The organism is Bacillus sp. EB600 (assembly GCF_024494385.1).
Taxonomy (GTDB): Bacteria; Bacillota; Bacilli; order Bacillales; family Cytobacillaceae; genus JAEVLT01.
In genome coordinates, this window is sequence record NZ_JAEVLT010000008.1 from 17,916 (window position 1) to 37,279 (window position 19,364).

Annotated in this window: 18 protein-coding genes; 1 reads left to right on the top strand and 17 read right to left on the bottom strand. The window is 40.8% G+C overall.

All coding sequences use genetic code 11. The annotated features are described in order from the left end of the window. Positions 1 to 11: 11 nt before the first annotated feature. From ffh to JN080_RS10670, 13 genes are all read right to left on the bottom strand, one after another. On the bottom strand, positions 12 to 1,370 hold the full coding sequence (gene ffh / locus JN080_RS10610) for a signal recognition particle protein (protein WP_256235965.1): 1,359 nt from the start codon (positions 1,368 to 1,370) through the stop codon (positions 12 to 14). A 12-nt stretch (positions 1,371 to 1,382) separates the two neighbouring features. After that, positions 1,383 to 1,715 carry a putative DNA-binding protein gene (locus JN080_RS10615; protein ID WP_256235966.1) on the bottom strand — a complete coding sequence of 111 codons (333 nt, stop codon included), beginning with the start codon at positions 1,713 to 1,715 and terminating at the stop codon, positions 1,383 to 1,385. Positions 1,716 to 2,215: 500 nt separating this feature from the next. Beyond that, a complete protein-coding gene (gene ftsY, locus JN080_RS10620) occupies positions 2,216 to 3,205 on the bottom strand; it encodes a signal recognition particle-docking protein FtsY (RefSeq protein WP_256235967.1) in 990 nt (329 codons plus the stop codon). A gap of 37 nt (positions 3,206 to 3,242) precedes the next feature. Beyond that, positions 3,243 to 6,812: a chromosome segregation protein SMC gene (gene smc / locus JN080_RS10625; protein WP_256235968.1), complete on the bottom strand. Its 3,570-nt coding sequence runs from the start codon at positions 6,810 to 6,812 to the stop codon at positions 3,243 to 3,245. 26 nt (positions 6,813 to 6,838) lie between these two features. After that, positions 6,839 to 7,558 carry a ribonuclease III gene (gene rnc / locus JN080_RS10630; protein ID WP_305473911.1) on the bottom strand — a complete coding sequence of 240 codons (720 nt, stop codon included), beginning with the start codon at positions 7,556 to 7,558 and terminating at the stop codon, positions 6,839 to 6,841. Between the two features lie 209 nt (positions 7,559 to 7,767). Further along, a complete protein-coding gene (locus JN080_RS10635) occupies positions 7,768 to 8,001 on the bottom strand; it encodes an acyl carrier protein (RefSeq protein ID WP_256235969.1) in 234 nt (77 codons plus the stop codon). A gap of 176 nt (positions 8,002 to 8,177) precedes the next feature. Then, a complete protein-coding gene (gene fabG, locus JN080_RS10640; RefSeq protein WP_256235970.1) occupies positions 8,178 to 8,921 on the bottom strand; it encodes a 3-oxoacyl-[acyl-carrier-protein] reductase in 744 nt (247 codons plus the stop codon). Then, positions 8,918 to 9,865 carry an ACP S-malonyltransferase gene (gene fabD, locus JN080_RS10645; RefSeq protein ID WP_256235971.1) on the bottom strand — a complete coding sequence of 316 codons (948 nt, stop codon included), beginning with the start codon at positions 9,863 to 9,865 and terminating at the stop codon, positions 8,918 to 8,920. The genes fabG and fabD overlap by 4 nt, the downstream gene beginning before the upstream one ends. Positions 9,866 to 9,877: 12 nt before the next feature. Then, positions 9,878 to 10,876, bottom strand: a complete 999-nt coding sequence (gene plsX, locus JN080_RS10650) for a phosphate acyltransferase PlsX (RefSeq protein ID WP_256235972.1) — start codon at positions 10,874 to 10,876, stop codon at positions 9,878 to 9,880. Between the two features lie 5 nt (positions 10,877 to 10,881). Further along, positions 10,882 to 11,454, bottom strand: coding sequence for a transcription factor FapR (fapR, locus tag JN080_RS10655; RefSeq protein WP_256235973.1), 573 nt, complete (start codon positions 11,452 to 11,454; stop codon positions 10,882 to 10,884). Between the two features lie 96 nt (positions 11,455 to 11,550). After that, a complete protein-coding gene (gene recG, locus JN080_RS10660) occupies positions 11,551 to 13,599 on the bottom strand; it encodes an ATP-dependent DNA helicase RecG (RefSeq protein WP_256235974.1) in 2,049 nt (682 codons plus the stop codon). 208 nt (positions 13,600 to 13,807) lie between these two features. Then, the gene (locus JN080_RS10665) at positions 13,808 to 15,490 is read right to left on the bottom strand and encodes a DAK2 domain-containing protein (RefSeq protein ID WP_256235975.1); all 1,683 of its coding nucleotides are present in this window, start codon (positions 15,488 to 15,490) and stop codon (positions 13,808 to 13,810) included. A 15-nt stretch (positions 15,491 to 15,505) separates the two neighbouring features. Further along, positions 15,506 to 15,868: an Asp23/Gls24 family envelope stress response protein gene (locus JN080_RS10670; protein ID WP_256235976.1), complete on the bottom strand. Its 363-nt coding sequence runs from the start codon at positions 15,866 to 15,868 to the stop codon at positions 15,506 to 15,508. A 579-nt stretch (positions 15,869 to 16,447) separates the two neighbouring features. On the opposite strand from JN080_RS10670, the gene rpmB reads away from it, so the two are divergent. After that, on the top strand, positions 16,448 to 16,636 hold the full coding sequence (rpmB, locus tag JN080_RS10675) for a 50S ribosomal protein L28 (protein ID WP_256235977.1): 189 nt from the start codon (positions 16,448 to 16,450) through the stop codon (positions 16,634 to 16,636). Between the two features lie 116 nt (positions 16,637 to 16,752). Here rpmB and spoVM read toward each other — a convergent pair whose 3' ends face one another. The 4 genes from spoVM to rsgA all read right to left on the bottom strand — a co-directional run bounded on the left by spoVM (position 16,753) and on the right by rsgA (position 19,317). Next, on the bottom strand, positions 16,753 to 16,836 hold the full coding sequence (gene spoVM, locus JN080_RS10680; RefSeq protein ID WP_256236150.1) for a stage V sporulation protein SpoVM: 84 nt from the start codon (positions 16,834 to 16,836) through the stop codon (positions 16,753 to 16,755). 97 nt (positions 16,837 to 16,933) lie between these two features. Continuing rightward, the gene (locus tag JN080_RS10685) at positions 16,934 to 17,581 is read right to left on the bottom strand and encodes a thiamine diphosphokinase (RefSeq protein WP_256235978.1); all 648 of its coding nucleotides are present in this window, start codon (positions 17,579 to 17,581) and stop codon (positions 16,934 to 16,936) included. Positions 17,582 to 17,787: 206 nt separating this feature from the next. Beyond that, positions 17,788 to 18,432: a ribulose-phosphate 3-epimerase gene (gene rpe / locus JN080_RS10690; protein ID WP_256235979.1), complete on the bottom strand. Its 645-nt coding sequence runs from the start codon at positions 18,430 to 18,432 to the stop codon at positions 17,788 to 17,790. A 3-nt stretch (positions 18,433 to 18,435) separates the two neighbouring features. Beyond that, positions 18,436 to 19,317 (bottom strand): ribosome small subunit-dependent GTPase A, encoded by an 882-nt coding sequence (gene rsgA, locus JN080_RS10695; protein ID WP_256235980.1) that lies wholly within the window; start codon positions 19,315 to 19,317, stop codon positions 18,436 to 18,438. Positions 19,318 to 19,364 lie beyond the last annotated feature (47 nt).

A 19,364-nucleotide genomic window follows, 5' to 3' on the forward strand; every position in this document is an offset into this window, starting at 1 on the left:
CGCTTACGCTTTTAAAATTTAAATGGAAATTTCATTCCACCAAAGCCGCCTTTTTTCTTACCTTTTTGCTGCATGCCTGACATTTGCTTCATCATTTTTTTCATATCATCAAACTGCTTCAGCAAGCGGTTTACCTCAGGAACCGTTCGCCCGCTCCCTTTGGCAATCCGCTTTTTACGATTGGCATTCATGATTTCAGGATGGTTTTTTTCTTCAACTGTCATCGAGCGAATAATCGCCTCAACATGGCCAATTTGTTTTTCATCCACTTGAATGTTGTTCAAGCCTTTGATTTTATTTGCTCCAGGCATCATTTTCAACAACTCATCAAGCGGTCCTAAATTTCGAACCTGTCCAAGCTGTTCCAAAAAGTCATCCAGTGTAAAGCTGGCTGTCCGCAGTTTTTGTTCAAGCTCTTTCGCTTTTTCCTCATCAACATTTGCCTGAGCTTTTTCGATTAATGTCAGCACATCACCCATGCCGAGAATTCTAGAAGCCATTCTCTCTGGATGGAATGCTTCAAGAGCATCCATTTTCTCGCCAAGACCAACAAATTTTATTGGTGTATTTGTAACGGCCCGAATGGAAAGGGCTGCACCGCCGCGAGTATCACCATCAAGCTTAGTTAAAACAACTCCGGTCAGACCTAACAGCTCATTGAAGCTTTGGGCAACGTTGACTGCATCTTGTCCGGTCATTGCATCAACAACTAGAAAAATTTCATCTGGCTTTGTCAGCTCTTTAATATCTTTAAGCTCATTCATTAACGTTTCATCAATATGAAGCCGCCCAGCTGTGTCAATGAGAACATAATCATGATGCTCTTCCTTCGCTTTCACAATTGCTTGTTTCGCAATCTCAACCGGACTTATTTGGTCACCTAGAGAGAATACAGGCAAGCTTAATTGTTTACCGAGCGTCTCCAGCTGTTTGATCGCAGCCGGACGGTATATATCCGCGGCCACAAGCATGGGATTCCGATTATGCTTTTTGCGCAGCAAATTGGCAAGTTTTCCGGTTGTTGTTGTTTTACCGGCACCCTGCAGGCCTACCATCATAATAACGGTCGGAGGCCGATTGGAGACAGCAATCTTACTTTGCTCTCCTCCCATCAATGCAGTCAATTCTTCGTTAACGATTTTGATAACCTGCTGTCCAGGGGTTAAGCTTTTTAACACCTCTTGACCGACAGCACGCTCACTGACCTTTTTAACAAAGTCTTTAACAACCTTGAAGTTAACATCAGCCTCTAAAAGCGCAAGTCGGACTTCCCTCATCATTTCTTTTACATCTGCTTCGTTGACTTTCCCTTTTCCGCGAATCTTTTGAATTGTATTTTGCAGACGGTCGGCTAAACCCTCAAATGCCATCTATGCCGCCTCCTAATCTAATTTCTCAAGCTCGGCCACCGTTTCTATGATTGCCTGCTTTGAAGGGGGATTTTCATTAAGTAATTCTTTTACATGTGTAAAAAGCTTTCCACGTTCTTGAAATTTTTGGAATAAGCCCAATTTTTCCTCATACGCCTCAAGCATTGCTTCGGTTCGCTTAATATTGTCATACACCGCCTGACGGCTTATGTCGTACTCTTCTGCAATTTCACCAAGGGAGTAATCTTCTAAGTAATAGAGAGACATATAGCTTTGCTGCTTTTGTGTTAACAACGAATAGTAAAAGTCATAGAGATAATTCATTCTCGTTGTCTTTTCTAGCATGCATATCCCTCCTTGTTAAGTGAAAAACCTTTACAAGTGTTAGTCTACACAGTCAAAGTTTATCTGTCAAGATAGCGTCTTAACAAGAATAAATTGCTGTAAACCGGGAACAAACTATTGCAAGAATAATAATCTATTAATTTGGTAGACACTGCGTCCAATTTGCTCTTTAGTTCATTACGGTCACTTATAGCCCTTCTTAGTGACCGTAATTCGTTTCTTCAGCTGGTCTCGGTCACTTATAGCCCTTCTTAGTGACCGTAATTCGTTTCTTCAGCTGGTTTCGGTCACTTATAGCCCTTCTTAGTGACCGTAATTCGTTTCTTCAGCTGGTTTCGGTCACTTATAGCCCTTCTTAGTGACCGTAATTCGTTTTTTTAACCGGTTTCGGTCACTTATAGCCCTTCTTACTTACCCACCTTGCTCTTTAAAACTAATTTCGGTAATTAATTCCTTGTGGTTTTGCCTTTAGTATTTTATTACTGCTTTCTTTGAAATACTTATTCTTCAGCTTTTTCAACCTGATCAGCAAATAATCCGTACACATATTGTTCAGCATCAAATTCCTGAAGATCATCCATTTTTTCACCAAGGCCGACAAATTTTACAGGGATGTTTAATTCATTCCGAATGGCCAGGACAATTCCGCCTTTAGCGGTTCCATCTAATTTGGAAAGGACAATTCCGCTTACATTTGTTGCCTCTTTAAAGGTTTTAGCCTGGATTAACGCATTTTGCCCTGTTGTCGCATCAAGAACGAGCAGCACCTCATGCGGTGCACCAGAAACTTCCCTTTCAATTACCCGCTTTACCTTCTCCAGCTCCTTCATCAAATTCACTTTATTCTGAAGGCGTCCCGCTGTATCACAAAGGAGGATATCTACCTGTCGTGATTTTGCCGCTTGAATAGCATCAAACATGACTGCGGCAGGATCAGATCCTTCTGCTTGCTTAATGACGTCTACTCCGACGCGCTCTCCCCAAACCTCAAGTTGTTCAATCGCACCAGCCCGGAATGTATCTCCTGCTGCTAATAGAACAGATTTTCCTTCACGCTTATATTTATGGGCCAGCTTTCCAATCGTTGTTGTTTTCCCCACCCCATTTACACCTACAAATAAGATGACCGTCATCGCATTTTCTTGGATATTTATTTCTGGTGATTGTTCACTTGCGCCATTATAAATAGCGACTAGCTTTTCGGAAATAACACTTTGTACTTCTTTTGGGTCCTGAATGTTACGTCGTTTTACTTCCATCTTTAATTCATCAATCAATTTCATAACGGTTTCAAAGCCAACATCCGCTGAAATTAAGATTTCTTCCAATTCTTCAAAGAATTCTTCGTCTACTTTTCGATATCTCGCAACAAGGTCATTCATCTTCCCAGAAAAACTATCTCGAGTTTTCGTTAACCCCTCTTTAAACTTTTCGGTTACAGCATCTGTTTGTTTTGAAATTTTTTCCTTTAATTTTTTAAAAAAGCTCATACGGTCACATCCATTTCGTTTAGATCAAGTGCCGCCCTCATTTCGATAGGTCAGCTAATTCCTTCGTATCCTCCAACCTGACTGATACAAGTTTAGAGATTCCAGATTCCTGCATTGTTATACCATACAGGACATCAGCCTCTTCCATTGTCCCCTTACGATGGGTAATAACGATAAACTGGGTTTCCTCACTATATCTTTTCAAATATTGACTAAAACGATAGACATTGGCTTCATCAAGTGCCGCTTCGACTTCATCCAGAATGCAAAAAGGTACAGGCCGAACCTTTAAAATCGAAAATAACAGAGCGATTGCGGTTAATGCCCGCTCACCTCCTGATAAAAGGCCAAGGTTTTGCAGTTTTTTACCTGGCGGCTGAGCCACTATTTCAACTCCGGTGTTTAACAGATCTTCCGGATGAGTTAATTTTAAATCCGCTCTGCCTCCTCCAAATAAGGAACGGAAAACCGGTTCAAAGTGGGAACGAATGGCAGAGAAGGTATGCTCAAACCGCTTTTTCATTTCCTCATCCATTTCATCGATTACCTTAAAGAGCGTGTCCTTTGCCTCCTGTAGGTCAGTCTTCTGCTCATTCAGGAACTCATACCTTTCCGAGACACGATCATATTCTTCAATTGCTCCGAGGTTGACGTTTCCAAGCTCTTCAATGGCTAGTTTTATTAGCTTCACCTTTTTGCGTGCTTCCTCAACTGGAATGGTAAGCGGATATTGTTCCTTTGCCCCATCAAACGATAATAAATACTCCTCGCGAAGCTGGGCAAGCCGGTTTTCAAGCTCAACATCCAAACGATTAATCTTTACTTCTTCATCCTTTAAAACCTCGACCATTCCTTTATGGCGCCGCTTTATTTCCTTGGCCTCTAGCTCAATATCTTCAAGTACGGTCTGAAGCTCAAGACGCTCCTGCCTTCTCACAGAGATTAGCTTAAGCGTTTCATCTTTATCCTGCTGTTTTTGTTTTGCTGCTGTTTCCAGCTGTTCTTCACCAGACGAACTGTTTGTCATTTCGGAAGTAAGCAGCTCGAGGTCCTCTGTATAAATAGTCAGCCTTTGGCTGCTATCCTCAAGATCACCCTCAATAATGGAAAGACGCTCTTTCGCATTCATAAACTGCTCATTCTTGGCTGCAAATTCCACTTTCAAATCATTCATTTCGGTTGTTAGCGTTTCTTTTGATGTCATGTCATTTGTTTTTTGCTGTGTCAGCGCAGCAATTAATTGATCAAGCGTAGCAATTTTCTCCTGAAAAGCAACGAGCTCTTTTTCTAAATTAGCTTTTCTTTCTGTCAAGCGGATTCGCTCTTCGGAATACTGCTCTTTTTCCATATCATACATGGCAAGACGTTCATTCACATTTTTTTCCTCAAGCTCAGCTTCGCGAAGGTCACCCTTGATTGCCTGTTCCTTTATTCTCAGCTCTTCTCCATCTTTACGCATGGCTCTAAGTCGTTGTTCCAAATTTTGGATATCCTCTTTTAACCCTTTAACCATTCCCTCTTGGTTTGCGGTTTTTGTTTCCATATCCGCTATTTTACCTTTTAATTCATCGAGTTCGACTTTTCTTGTTAACAGGGAGGATGATTTTTGTTTAGTCGCACCGCCTGTCATCGATCCGCCCGGATTCACGACATCACCATCAAGTGTAACAAAACGGCTGCGGTACTGAAGGATTTTTGCCAAGTCATTTGCGCCTTTTAAGTCCTTGGTAATGACTACATTACCAAGAAGATTATTCATAACCTCTAAATACTTTGGCTCAAACTTCACTAAACTTGCTGCGGTCCCCACATAGGCAGGATGATTTTGAAGCGAGTACAATTGCGCTGAAGACAACGTTCTTCCTTTGATGACTGTTAACGGCAGAAACGTCGCCCTGCCAAAAGAATGTTGCTTTAAATATTGAATTGCCGTGCGGGCATTTTGTTCAGTATCCACAACAATGTGCTGCAGCGAAGCTCCAAGCGCAATTTCGATTGCTGTTTCAAATTCCTTTGGAACCTGGACAAGCTCAGCAACCGCTCCTTCAATCCCCTGCAGTTTGCCGCGCGCCTTTAAGATTTCTTTTACTCCTTGAAAGAATCCCGAGTAATCTTCCTCCATTTCCTCAAGCATTTCTTTCCGCGATTTTGCCTGCTGGAGAAATTGGTAGGCCTGGTACAAGGTTTTTTCTTGCTTTTGGTAATTATTTTTCAAGGCTTCAAGCTTTTGCTCCAGCTCCCGAAACAAAACGACCTGGTCACCTAAGAGCTGTTGAACATGTTCTAAGGATGTTTGGATCGACCTTTTTTTAGCTTCAGCATCTTGCCGGCTGGCGATGAATTTCCCATTTTCTACATCAAGTCTAGAAGTCTTTCGTTCCTGCTGCTCCAGTTGCTGTTCAATGTATTTTCGTTCATTTTTGGCACCAGCCTGTTCATTTAGAAGCTCAATATAGTCACTTTTTAATGCTTCAATCTTTTCTTCGATATTTTCTGTGAATAGTTGCAGTTTTTCTTTTTTTTCCTTTAATTTGGTCTGAAGATCATTCGCTTGTTTACTAAGAGTCTTTACTGACTCAGCCTGGGTGCCCCGCTGTTCGGTCAACAAAGCAACCCTCTCTGTAAACTCTTGAATGTTTTTTTCAAGCTGTCCGATGTTTTGTGCTGCGTTTTTCTTGCGCTCCTTCAGAACTTCCTTTCGTCCTTCGAGCTTTTCCAGCTCTTCACTCGCATGGAGAAGGACATTCTGCAAATCGCTGATAGACTCATCAAGTGCGCTAAGATGATCCCTTGCTTCTTCTATTTTTGCTTCCCTTGTTTGCAGATCGGTTGAAAGCTTTACTTCGTCTGTTTTATGTTCTTCGAGCTGTTCGGAAAGCCTTTCCCACTTTTGATGAAGATCTTCAATTTCAAAAACCGTTAAAGCCACTTCAATTTGTTCCAATTCTTCTTTTTTCTCTAAGTAATCCTTGGCAATCGAAGCTTGGATCTTTAATGGCTCTACTTGACTTTCTAACTCATGCAAAATATCATAAACACGGTTTAAATTTTCCTGTGTCTCCATTAATTTTACTTCTGCTTTTTTCTTCCGGTTTTTATATTTTAAAACACCAGCAGCCTCTTCGAAAATTGTTCTGCGGTCCTCTGCCTTGCTGTTTAAAATTTCTTCTACTTTCCCTTGGCTGATAATTGAAAAAGCTTCTCGACCAAGGCCAGAATCCATAAACAAATCGATAATATCCTTGAGTCTGCATGATTGTTTATTAATAAAAAACTCACTTTCGCCAGAGCGAAAGACTCTTCTAGTGACGCTTACTTCATTATAGTCAATGGCCAGTCCTTGCTCTTCATTGTCCAGAGTAAGTGTCACTTCGGCGAAATTAAGGGGCTTTCTTGAATCACTGCCGGCGAATATGATATCTTCCATTTTCGAACCTCTTAGAGACTTGGCAGACTGCTCACCCAGTACCCAGCGAATCGCATCGGTTATGTTGCTTTTTCCACTTCCATTTGGGCCAACGACTGCTGTTACCCCGCGAACAAAATCGACTCCAATCCGGTCGGCAAAGGATTTAAACCCCATAACATCTAACCGTTTTAAATACATTCTAGTTCCTCCCTAAGCTGGTCACGTTACAGGTCGATTTTTGCCTTTAATTTTGCTAATCCCATTTGGGCTGCATGCTGCTCTGCTTCTTTTTTGGATTTTCCCGTCCCTGTACCTAATTCTTCTCCATTAAGAGAAACGCGGGAAACAAATTCACGGTTATGGGCAGGACCCTTTTCTTGGAGGACGCGATATTCAATCACTCCTGTCCCATCCCTTTGTACTAACTCCTGCAATTGGCTTTTAAAATCCATCACATGAGAAAAAGCACCAGCGTTTATTTTCGGAAAGACAACTTTTTCTAGAAATTCAATGACTATTTCGAGTCCTTTATCTAAATAAAGAGCTCCAATAAACGCTTCAAAGACATCAGCAAGTAACGCTGGACGCTCTCTTCCGCCTGTTAATTCTTCCCCTTTTCCCAATAAAATGAATTTACCAAAGCTTAGTTCATTGGCAAAGTCTACAAGAGAGGGTTCACAAACAATTGCTGCTCTTAATTTCGTCAGCTCGCCTTCGCTCATTAGCGGATATTTTTTAAATAGAAATTTTGAAACAGTCAGTTCTAGTACCGCGTCTCCTAAGAATTCCAGCCTCTCATTATCTTCATGAGGCTTTCTGCGATGCTCATTCACATAGGATGAATGAGTAAAAGCTTGTTTTAATAATTTCTCATCAGTGAAAAAAAAGTCGAGTTGTTTTTGTAGGTCTTTAAATTGATTTTCTTTTGCGCGATTCATATTCATATCGATTTCCTTTCCATTTTGCGCATCAAGTCTTTACCTTTTATCTAATTTACACCATTACTAGTTTAAAAAAAATGCGTTTAAAAGGCAAAGGTAGTTTTTAAAAATCGGAGTGAAATTAGAGGTAATTAGATCATGCTTTCTTATTTTTGGCCAAATATAGAAGAAAGCCCCGTTTGAAAACGGAGCTTTACAATCAAATCCAACGATTACTTTTTGCTATTTATGTAATTAACAGCATCACCCACTGTAGTGATCTTTTCAGCATCATCGTCAGAAATTTCCATATCAAACTCATCTTCCAATTCCATTACTAGTTCAACAACATCAAGGGAATCTGCACCAAGATCATCCTTAAAGGAAGCCTCAAGTGTTATCTTTGATTCTTCCACCCCTAAACGGTCGATAATGATCTTTGTAACACGTTCTTTTACATCTGCCATGCTCGTTCACCTCCCCTCAAGCTATTATAGAGTATATCACAAAAAATTCAAATGGATATTGATGAAATAATAGTGAAACTTCCATCAGTGAGGACTTTTTTTCCAATATTTATCATTGTTTTTCTAAGCAAGCCTTAAACGGGTATCTTACTGCCCTTTAAAGCGAGGTTGCCTGACTACATAAACATGCCGCCGTTGATATGAAGGGTTTGTCCCGTCATATAGGAGCTATCTTCTGAAGCAAGAAAAGCAGCCATTTTGGCAATATCCTTCGGTTCTCCCAGGCGGGCTAATGGAATCTGTTTTAGCATTTCCGATCTTACTTCATCGGTTAATTTATCTGTCATATCGGTTGATATAAATCCTGGTGCAATCGCATTAACAGTAATATTTCGGGAAGCAAGCTCTTTTGCCGTTGTTTTGGTCAAGCCGATAATTCCAGCTTTGGCGGCAACATAGTTAGCCTGTCCTGCGTTTCCGCTCACACCTACAATCGAAGCTATATTGATAATTCGTCCATCACGCTGCTTCATCATCTGTCTTGTAACAGCTTTGGTACAAAGGAAGACACCTTTGAGATTTATATTGATAACGTCATCCCATTCTTCTTCCTTCATCCTCATTAGGAGATTATCCTTCGTAATCCCGGCATTGTTGACGAGTATATCAAGATGGCCAAAGCGGTCAACAGTTTCTTTTATCATTGTTGCTACTTCTTCAGCATTTGAAACATCACATTTAATCGCAAACGCTTCTTTTCCCATTTTTTTTATTTCATCGACTACCTCATTTGCTTTTGCTTCGCTGCCAGCATAATTTACCGCTACATTTGCACCCTGACGTGCAAGTTCAAGCGCTATCTCCCTGCCGATTCCTCTTGATGCTCCTGTGATAAGGGCTGCTTTTCCTTCTAAATTCATTGCTTCTCCTCCTTCAATGCTTCGATCACTGCGAGAGCACTCTCTTCATCGGAAACGGAATAAGTATTTGCACTGCGGCTGACTTTCTTCACTAAGCCGGAAAGAACCTTACCAGGACCAATTTCAATAAACGTATCGACACCAAGGTCAATCATTTTTGAAACAGAATCCTCCCATAAAACAGGGGAATAAAGCTGTTCAATTAATTTTTCTTTGATCACACCAGCTTCATAAATTGGTTCAGCCGTAACATTGGCAATAACAGGTATTTTTGCATTTTTCATGTCAATTTTATCGAGTTCTGCTTTTAATTGACCGGCTGCAGGCTTCATTAACGAAGAATGAAACGGGCCGCTGACAACTAAAGGCAGCACTCTTTTTGCACCTGCTTCTTTTGCTTTTACACCTGCTAACTCAACGCCTCTTGTTGTCCCGGAGATGACAATTTGGCCTGGGCAATTAAGATTGGCAAGTTGCACAGGATAACCGGACTCGGTTACAGACTCGGTTACTTCAGAAAGTCGATCGCGATCAAGTCCGAGCACAGCAGCCATTGTCCCTTCCCCATTTGGTACTGCACTTTCCATGAACTCTCCACGTTTGCGGACAAGGTAGACCCCTTCTTCAAAGGTGAGTGCGCCTGCAGCAACAAGTGCTGTATATTCCCCAAGACTGTGTCCTGCTACAAAATCAGCCTGAACACCGGACTCACGGAAAAATTCTAAGACCGCAATACTTGTGGTCAATAAAGCGGGTTGAGCATTTACGGTTAAGGTTAATTCCTCTTGCGGTCCTTCAAAAATAATTTTGCTTAGCTTAGCATTTAATTTTTCATCTGCTTTTTGAAATATCGCTTTTACATTCGGATGCATCTCAGCCAGACTTAGTCCCATTCCAACAGTTTGGGAACCCTGTCCTGGAAAGATAAATGCGGTTTTTCCCATTTCAACACCTCTTTATAATGATGATTTTGTTGATTCCTCGATTGAATTCTTAATGAGTCCGGTTACTTGTTTGTCTACCATTATTCTTGCTTGGCGAATGGCACTAAACACTGCCTGGGCATCAGAAGAGCCATGGGCTTTAATAACAGGCGCCTTTAAGCCAAACAAACCCGCACCGCCATATTCTGAATAATCCATCTTATTTTTCAGCTTATAAAGCTCCGGTTTTAAAACCGCTGCGGCCAGTTTATTTTTTAAACTGCTAGTTAGCGCGGATTTTACCATTTTAAAGACGGAAAGAGCTGTGCCCTCGATTGATTTTAACACCATATTGCCTGTAAAGCCGTCGGTAACAACCACGTCTGCAACGCCGTCAAGCAAATCCCGTGCTTCGACATTTCCAATAAAATTAAGATTGGCTGTTTTTAATAAACTAAATGCATGCTTGGTTAGATCATTTCCTTTTTTTTCTTCTGTTCCAATGTTTAAAAGCCCGACCCGGGGATTTGCAATCCCACGTACTTTTTCAGTGTAGATGGAACCCATAATTGCATACTGCAGCAAATGCTCCGGTTTTGCATCCGAATTTGCCCCTACATCTAACAGCAGGAAGCCTTCTCCGCCAATCGTTGGCAGGGTTGGCGTTAATGCGGGACGTTCAATTCCCTCAATCCGGCCAACTATAAAAAGTCCTGCAGCCATTAGGGCGCCTGTATTTCCGGCAGAAATACAGGCATCAGCCTTGCCATCTGCTACAGCTTGAGCAGCCAGAACCATTGAAGCATTTTTTTTACGGCGGACAGCACGAACAGGTTCGTCCGTTCCAAGTATAACCTCATCGGTATGGACAATCGTAATCCGATTATGATCTTTTACATGTTCCTTAATTTTTTTTTCATCCCCAAAGAGGGTGATATGTATATCAGAAAATGCTTCAACTGCTTTCATTGCACCAAGGATTATTTCCTTTGGGGCATTATCGCCGCCCATAGCATCGATTGCCAGTTTCATGTTCCTCACCCTTTTACAATGTTTTGGCGGTACATTTCAAATTCTCCTGTGAAAACAAGTTCATTGTTAACATAGCTATTTACTTCAACAAAAGTCCTGTCGTTTTCATTATCTATTTTCATTACCTTTGCTTTTGCCACAACCCGTTCGTTTATTTTAACCGAGCGCTTAAACTGAATATTTGCTTTGGCTGTTAAGGCCAGTTCATCGTTAATAACAGCCACGGCCAGTGAATTTGCCTGAGCAAAAACGTGATGTCCACGTGCAATCATATTCCGCTTAAAAACATGTTCTTGCTTTACATCAAATATTGAAATCGCATTATGATCCAAATTCATATCAATTATTTCACCGATGACTTCCTCAAGCGGCAATGAACGTACTTCATCGTCAAAGCGTTTTTCAGCCACGTTTTTAATCCGTTCACGCAATTCAGGGATGGACAACTCAAGCCGGTCAAGACGTATCGTCTGCACACTTACAGAGAATTTATCTGCCAATTCTTCATCTGTAATAAAGGGGTTTTCTTTAATTGTAGCAGTTAGTAATTTTTGCCGTTCCCGCTTATTCATCCTCATTTTCCAACACCGTCCGAGATCTTATGACTAGGTACTAATAGTAGTATAAAATTCGAGGGGGGAATTTGCAAGAAAAAAAGAAAAGCGGAAGCGCCCTTAGTCCAGCTTTTCTCCTTCCAATACTCCAGATTTTTCTAGTTCGTTTCTTAGCAATAAATACTCGTCGGATGTCCAAAATGTTTGTGAGTCAATCAGAGCGGCAGCATCCTTTCTTGCTGTTTCAAGGGCCCGGTAATCATGGACCATGTCAGCAACTTTAAATTCAGGAACGCCACTTTGTTTCTTTCCAAAAAAGTCCCCTGGCCCACGAAGCTCTAGGTCTTTTTCACTTAACACAAAGCCATCAGTGGTTTCTGTCATGATTTTCATTCTTTCCTTGCCAACCTCTGATTTCGGGTCAGCAAGCAAGATACAATAGGATTGTTCGCTGCCGCGGCCAACGCGTCCCCGCAACTGGTGGAGCTGGGAGAGGCCAAAACGTTCGGCATCATAAATGATCATGATTGTTGCATTTGGAACGTTTACACCTACTTCAATTACTGTCGTTGAAACAAGAACCTGCACGTCGTTGATAGTGAATGACTTCATAACAGCCTCTTTTTCTTCCGCATGTAAGCGTCCATGCATGAGACCTACCGTATAGCGATTTTGAAAGTAATAGGTTAAGGTGCTGTGAACATCGATCGCGTTTTGGACATCTATTTTCTCGGATTCTTCAATAAGCGGACAAATAACATAACCTTGACGCCCTTTCCGCAATTCTTTTTCCATAAATGCCAGCACCCGCTCTAGCATTTCCTGCCTGGCCCAATACGTTTCAATTGCCTTTCTGCCTGCAGGCATCTCATCAATAATCGATACATCCATTTCACCAAATACCGTGATCGCCAATGTCCTTGGGATTGGGGTAGCTGTCATAAACAAAACATCAGGATTTTCTCCTTTTTCGCGAAGAACCCGACGCTGTTCCACCCCAAAGCGGTGCTGTTCATCGGTAATCACTAACCCAAGTCTGCGAAATACTACCTCATCCTGAATCAAGGCATGCGTTCCAATTAAAACATCGATTTCTCCTTCAGCAAGCTTCAAAAGAAGTTCTTTTCGTTGTTTTCCTTTAATCGAGCTAGTCAACAATGCGCAGCGAATTCCAAACGGGGCAAATAACTGCTCCAATGACTCGGCATGCTGCTCTGCTAATATTTCTGTAGGAACCATCAGTGCACCTTGAAACCCTGCTGTTACACTTGCATAAAGCCCAATGGCTGCAACCACAGTTTTTCCCGAGCCAACGTCGCCCTGGAGCAGGCGGTTCATCCGAAACGGTGATTTTAAATCCTTAAGAATTTCATTAACAACTCGTTTTTGTGCATTTGTCAGTGGAAAAGCAAGCGAATCAATAAATTCATTCAGTTTTCTCAGTTCATAGTTTTGTGCCTGACCTTTTGAATGTTCCCGTTCAAATTTTCTTAATGCCTGTATTTTTAGCTGAAAGGAAAGAAACTCCTCATAAACGATTCTTCGTCTTGCCTGCTTAACATCCTCCTGGTTCATCGGAAAATGCATCGCTCGATATGAATCGCGGCGATTTAACAATCTGTATTTTTTTAAAAACAGATCAGGTAGTGTTTCTTCAATTAAATGTCCATACTGATGAAAAGCAAGCGTAATAAACTTGCGAAGCCCTTTCATCGTTATTTTGCCCTTTAACGCATAAACAGGTTCAAAGTCTTTCACTTTTGAATATGGACCAACGTTAAGTTCATTTCCGGTAATCGTTTGCCGGTGCTGATCCCATTTTCCGGTTACAGTAATCGTCTCGTTTATAGCCAGCTTTGATTTTAAATAGGGTTGGTTAAAAAATACTACTTGAATGAGATAACGGCCAACTAAAAGACGAACCGTTAATCTCGACTTCTTTCTTGCATAATAGACAAGAGAAGGCTCACTATGAACCTTCCCTTCAACCGTCACTTTTTCATCATGATTGACTTCTGCTAAATCGCGGAGCCGGTAATCTTCATAACGATAAGGAAAATATTCTACTAGATCTTTGACTGTAAAAATTTTCATTTCTGCAAGGGACTCGGCCGTTTCTTCGCCAATCCCCTTTAAGACCGTAACAGCTTGTGTAAGATTTTGATTCACGATTTTAACCGGGCTACCGAAGGTCTTTTCTTCCTATTACGGCCTGTCGGTGCTGCCGCCAACCCTCCCTGTGCAATATTTTTTTAAACAAGTAAAAAAGAAGGGAACTTGCCCCTTCTTATTTTACCATATTAGAATTTATCTTTTTTCATTCACCTATGAGATTTGTCCAGCTCCAGCACTTACCGGGTGCTTCCACTTTTCGGTTTTATTCGATTGAAAAGATAAATGAGTAAATCGGCTGCTTGCCGTTATGGACTTCCACTTCGATATTTTTATAATGTTCTCCTACGTACTCTGTTAAAGCGTCTACCTCGTTTTCACTTACCCCTTCACCATAAATAATGGTTAAGATCTCGGAATCTGCATCAACCATTTTATCAAGCAGATCCTCGGCAGCTTTTAGTTTATCTTTATCTTTACCAATAATTTTCCCCTCAGCTATGCCCATAAAATCATCTTTTAAAATTTCCAGCCCATCAATTTGGGTATCACGGACAGCAAACGTAATTTGGCCTGTTTTTACATTGTGTAAAGCTTGATTCATAGCTGTTTCATTATCTTTCACATCAGAATCAGGGTTAAAAGCAAGCAGCGCTGAAAGTCCTTGGGGGACTGTTTTTGACGAAATGACATATACTTCTTCTTCGCTCACTTCTTTCGCCTGTTCAGCCGCCATGAAAATATTTTTATTATTTGGTAAAATAAAGACTTTTTTCGCATTTACTTCTTTAATTGCTTTCACGATATCCTCAGTACTAGGATTCATCGTTTGACCGCCTTCAATAACCCTAGTAGCCCCAATGCTACGGAAAAGGTCTGCAACCCCAGAGCCCATTGATACTGCGACAATCCCATATTCATGTATATCATTGGGTTTTTGCGGCTTGTCAGAAACAAGCGGTGTATAGGCATCACCGACAATATTCGTATGCTGTTGGCGCATATTTTCAATTTTTATATTAATCAAGCTTCCAAACCGTTGACCATAGCTTAAAACGGTTCCCGGTTGTTCGGAGTGAATATGTACCTTTACAAGCTCTTCATCTGCTACCACAAGCAAGGAATCCCCAAGCCCTCCAAGTTCATTCCGAAAAGCTTCCTCTTTAAATGGATGCTTAACCAGCTTATCTTTTTCAAACTTCACCATGAATTCGGTACAATAGCCAAAAACTATTTCTTCCGTGTTTATATAGCTTTGAACACTTTTATGATGTTCGGCAGTAACCAAGTCATTCATTGTTGGCAAGCTTTCAGGTGATGAAGGCAATTTTTCGCCTGTTAACTCAGCAAAAAAGCCTTCATATACCAAAACAAGTCCTTGGCCGCCGCTATCAACAACACCAACCTCTTTTAAAACCGGCAATAAATCTGGAGTCCGTTTCAGAGAAGCTTTTGCTTCATTTAAAACTTCTCCCATAATTTTCTCAATATCGTCCGTTTTTTGTGATGCCTGAACAGCCTTGCTGGCCGCATCTTTTGCAACCGTTAGAATGGTTCCTTCGACAGGCTTCATAACCGCCTTATAGGCAGTTTCAACTCCTGACTCAAGTGCAAGGGCAAATTCTTTTCCAGATATCACAGCTTTGTTTTCAATATTCTTAGCGAACCCTCGAAATAATTGGGAAAGAATAACCCCAGAGTTTCCACGTGCTCCCATTAATAGTCCTTTTGAAAGTGCTTTCCCAACATTACCAATGTGTTCTTGAATATTATTTCTAACTTCTTTCGCCCCGGAGGTGATCGATAAATTCATATTCGTTCCTGTATCACCATCTGGAACAGGAAAAACGTTTAAGGCATCGACCATTTTTGCATTCGCTGCTAGTTGATTTGCACCTTGAATCACCATCTCTGCAAAACGTTTTCCGTCTAATGTTGTAATTGACACAAAACTTCCTCCTCACTACGAGTTCGTAACGCGGACTCCTTGAACAAAAATATTTACGGAGTCAACGGAGAGTCCGACAGTCTGATCGAGTGTGTATTTAACTTTTGATTGCACATTATGAGCAACCTCTGAAATTTTCGTTCCATAGCTAACAATAATATACATGTCAATATGTACTTCTTCATTTTGTTGACGGACAATAACACCCTTGGTGAAATTATCTCTTCTCAATATGTCTGTTAGTCCATCTTTAATTTGATTTTTCGAGGCCATTCCGACGATGCCATAGCAATCAATGGCTGCTCCCCCTGCAATGGTGGCGATTACTTCATTTGATATATCAATCTGTCCCAGCTTAGTTTTTAATTCAATGGACATGAATCGTTCCCCCTTTACAATGCTCGTTGGTTACAGTCATTTTACTATAGTCTATTCATTTTTGAAAGACATACTTGTATGTGTACTATTGCTCATAAGCCCAATTCAAAATATATGTCATTCTTTTAACTTTGATAACTGTCTAGCTTCAGCACCCAGCGACTAATGTACTTCGCACATCTCCCTACGATAAGTCAAGCACGAATGCGCTAACGCGCTTCGTGTTCCTTTGCCGCGTATTAACGGGCAGTAGATTCTCAACTGCCCGTAAAAACCCGGTTGGCTCAACTAACAATCAGTGAGAAAAGCACTTTCTGATTGAAGTTTCGCCTTATTTCAGTCGATTTGCTCCAGTCCATACGTCGCTAAACGGGCGCTTCAGCCTTTCATGATGTAAAGGTATTTTTCTTGAAAGCTTTGCGTTCAACTATTGCAATTGAATAAGTTGTATGATAAATTATTAAAGTATCTTTGGGCAGGAAACATGGCGAGCCATATTTCTTTATCTAACCGATGGAAACATCTAAAATTAGTCTTTTTAAAGCATAAAAGCTTTTGGTCGTTAAGGAGGGGAAAAATATGCCACGTAAATGTGTTATAACTGGTAAGAAAACAACTACTGGTAACGCACGTTCTCACGCTATGAACGCTAATAAGCGCACATGGGGTGCAAACCTTCAAAAAGTTCGTATTCTTGTTGATGGAAAGCCTAAACGTGTTTGGGTTTCTACAAGAGCTTTAAGATCTGGTAAAGTAGAACGCGTGTAATATATGATTAGGCATCCTTAATGGGATGTCTTTTTATTTATAAAATTAAAAGGGCACCCGTACCAGGGTGCTCAGTTTTTTGAATTCAATTTTTATTCATTAACCCGCATTTATAATCAATCGTTTTTCTTAAAAGCACCAATCATCGCCCGGACAAGTCCGCCTAAAAATCTTGGCAGTTTAATTGTATAAAATTTCATTATTGTCCCTCCTCACCATCTTACACTGCTCTACATATGCATGCGCATTAACATATTATTCAAAGGAAAGAAATAAGTACTTACTTTTCTAATGCTTTTAGTCACTGCTTCTTACAACTATTAATATGCCTTCTGAAAAAGAAAAAGTACCATAATCCCTAATAAGCTCATTACTAATACATAATGTGGAACCCATTGAAATATGACAATCTTTCAATGGGTACTTGAAGCCTTCAAGTGTAAGTTTATTGATGTTTAACGATACGGGAACAAAAGAAATATATTTTTTGTCAATCATTTTTTCAACTTGGTATCTGCCGGGACCTTTGAGATAAATGACATTGCTGTGATCAATAAGTAAAATCTCAGTCTCGATTCCTGCCAAAACCGGTTTAATCAATAATTGAACATTCGCGAAAAAATGATCAAGCCGACCGCCGCTTGCGCCAAAAAGACGGATTTTGTCAGGCTTTTGCTCTAACGCCCAGTTTAAGGCCAATTCCATATCCGTTTCATCTTTTTCTGGCTTAAATTTCTTAAGCTGGGTTACAATGGTTTCAATTTCCGTTAATTCACCATTTGTTACTGAATCAAAATCACCAAAGGCAATCGCGGGTCGAAACCCGCTTCTAATTAATGTAAACACCCCTCTGTCGACTCCAACCCAGATACTATTTTTTTCATTGTAATTATTTAAATCAGGGAGCAGGTCAACAGGTCCCCCTCCTAAAATGTTGATTATCATCAAATATTACCCCTTTTCACCCTGTAAATATGATCAGAGAACTATCCTTTCCAATAAATAAAGGCGGTGTGAGCAGAGCTAGGCTTCATTATAATCGACTCGCAAAATGAATATTTTTCACTACCATCGGATATACTGATTCTCTCTTATGGTGCTCCGCCCTTTACCATAGAAAAAAGCCAGCAATGACGCCAGCTTTTCTCCCATTAACCCCTTATTAATTCAATTGCTTTTCCCCGGTCCTCTTGATTATAAATAGCGGATCCTGCAACAAGAACTGTTGCCCCTGCCTCAATGCAAAGCTTTGCTGTTTCAGGATTTACCCCGCCATCAATTTCAATTTCAATATTAACTCCTTTTTCTGCCGCTAATTCGGTTACTTTCCTTATTTTAGGCAAAACCTCAGGAATAAATGTTTGTCCGCCAAAACCAGGGTTGACAGACATTAGCAGTACCATATCAATATCCCCCATAATATGCTGAAGGGTTTCGATCGGTGTTGCCGGATTTAACACAACTCCAGCCTTTGCCCCAAATGATTTAATCAAGTGAATGGTCCGGTGCAGATGCCTGCAGGCTTCCACATGAACGGTAATATAATCAGCACCTGCTTTTGCAAATGCTTCAATATACTGGTCGGGATTTTCAATCATCAGGTGAACATCAAGCGGAAGCTTCGTGATCGGCCTTATGGCACCCACAATCAGGGGTCCTATCGTGATATTCGGGACAAAATGTCCATCCATTACATCGACATGGATGAAATCTGCACCACCCTTTTCCACATCTACTATTTCTTCCCCTAATTTTGCGAAATCTGCAGATAAAATAGACGGAGCAATTTTTACCATCTTTTAGTACCTCGGCTTTCTATCTTTTATCTCTTTCAAAAAATCAATATAGTGCTCATATCGATACGAAGGAATTTCTCCCGCCTCGACTGCTGACTTTACAGCGCATTTTGGTTCCTTTAGATGAAGGCAGCCTCTGAACTTGCAATCCTCACTTGCCTTCTGAAGCTCAGGAAAGCAGTATGTCAACTCCTCTGCTTCGATATTTGTAAATTCCAACGAACTAAATCCTGGGGTATCAGCTACTAGACCATGACCAACATGAATTAATTCCACATGTCGGGTTGTATGCTTCCCCCGGCCAAGATGTGAGGAGATATCATTGGTTTTTAAAGCCAGCTCGGGCTTTAATGCATTTAATAAAGATGATTTTCCCACTCCTGATTGGCCAGCAAACACCGAAATTTTATTTTCTAAGTGTGGGTAGAGCAGTTCAATCCCAAAGTCTGTCTCACTGGAGGTTAGAATTACTTCATAACCTGCAAGACGGTATTGTTCCGCATATTGTTCGATTTCTGCATGCTGTTCGTCCGTTGCTAAATCTAATTTTGTAATACAAATAAGCGGTTTAATACGGTTAAATTCAATGAGGACCAGAAAACGATCCAATAAATTCGGGCTAAAATCAGGCTCTACAGCAGAAAAAACGAGAATGGCTTGGTCAACATTCGCGATTGGCGGACGGACTAATTCATTTTTACGTTCTTTCACTTCAAGAATATAGCCTTCTAGATCATTATCTGCTTGAAAAACAACTTCATCGCCAACAAGAGGAGTAATTTTGTTTTTACGAAATATCCCTCTGCCACGACATTGGATAATTCCCTCGTTTTGCAAGACATAATAAAAACCACTTAATGCTTTGACTATTTTACCTTCAGGCATAGCAACCTCCTTGCCCTGATTGCTTCTAGGACACTTCTAGCTTTATC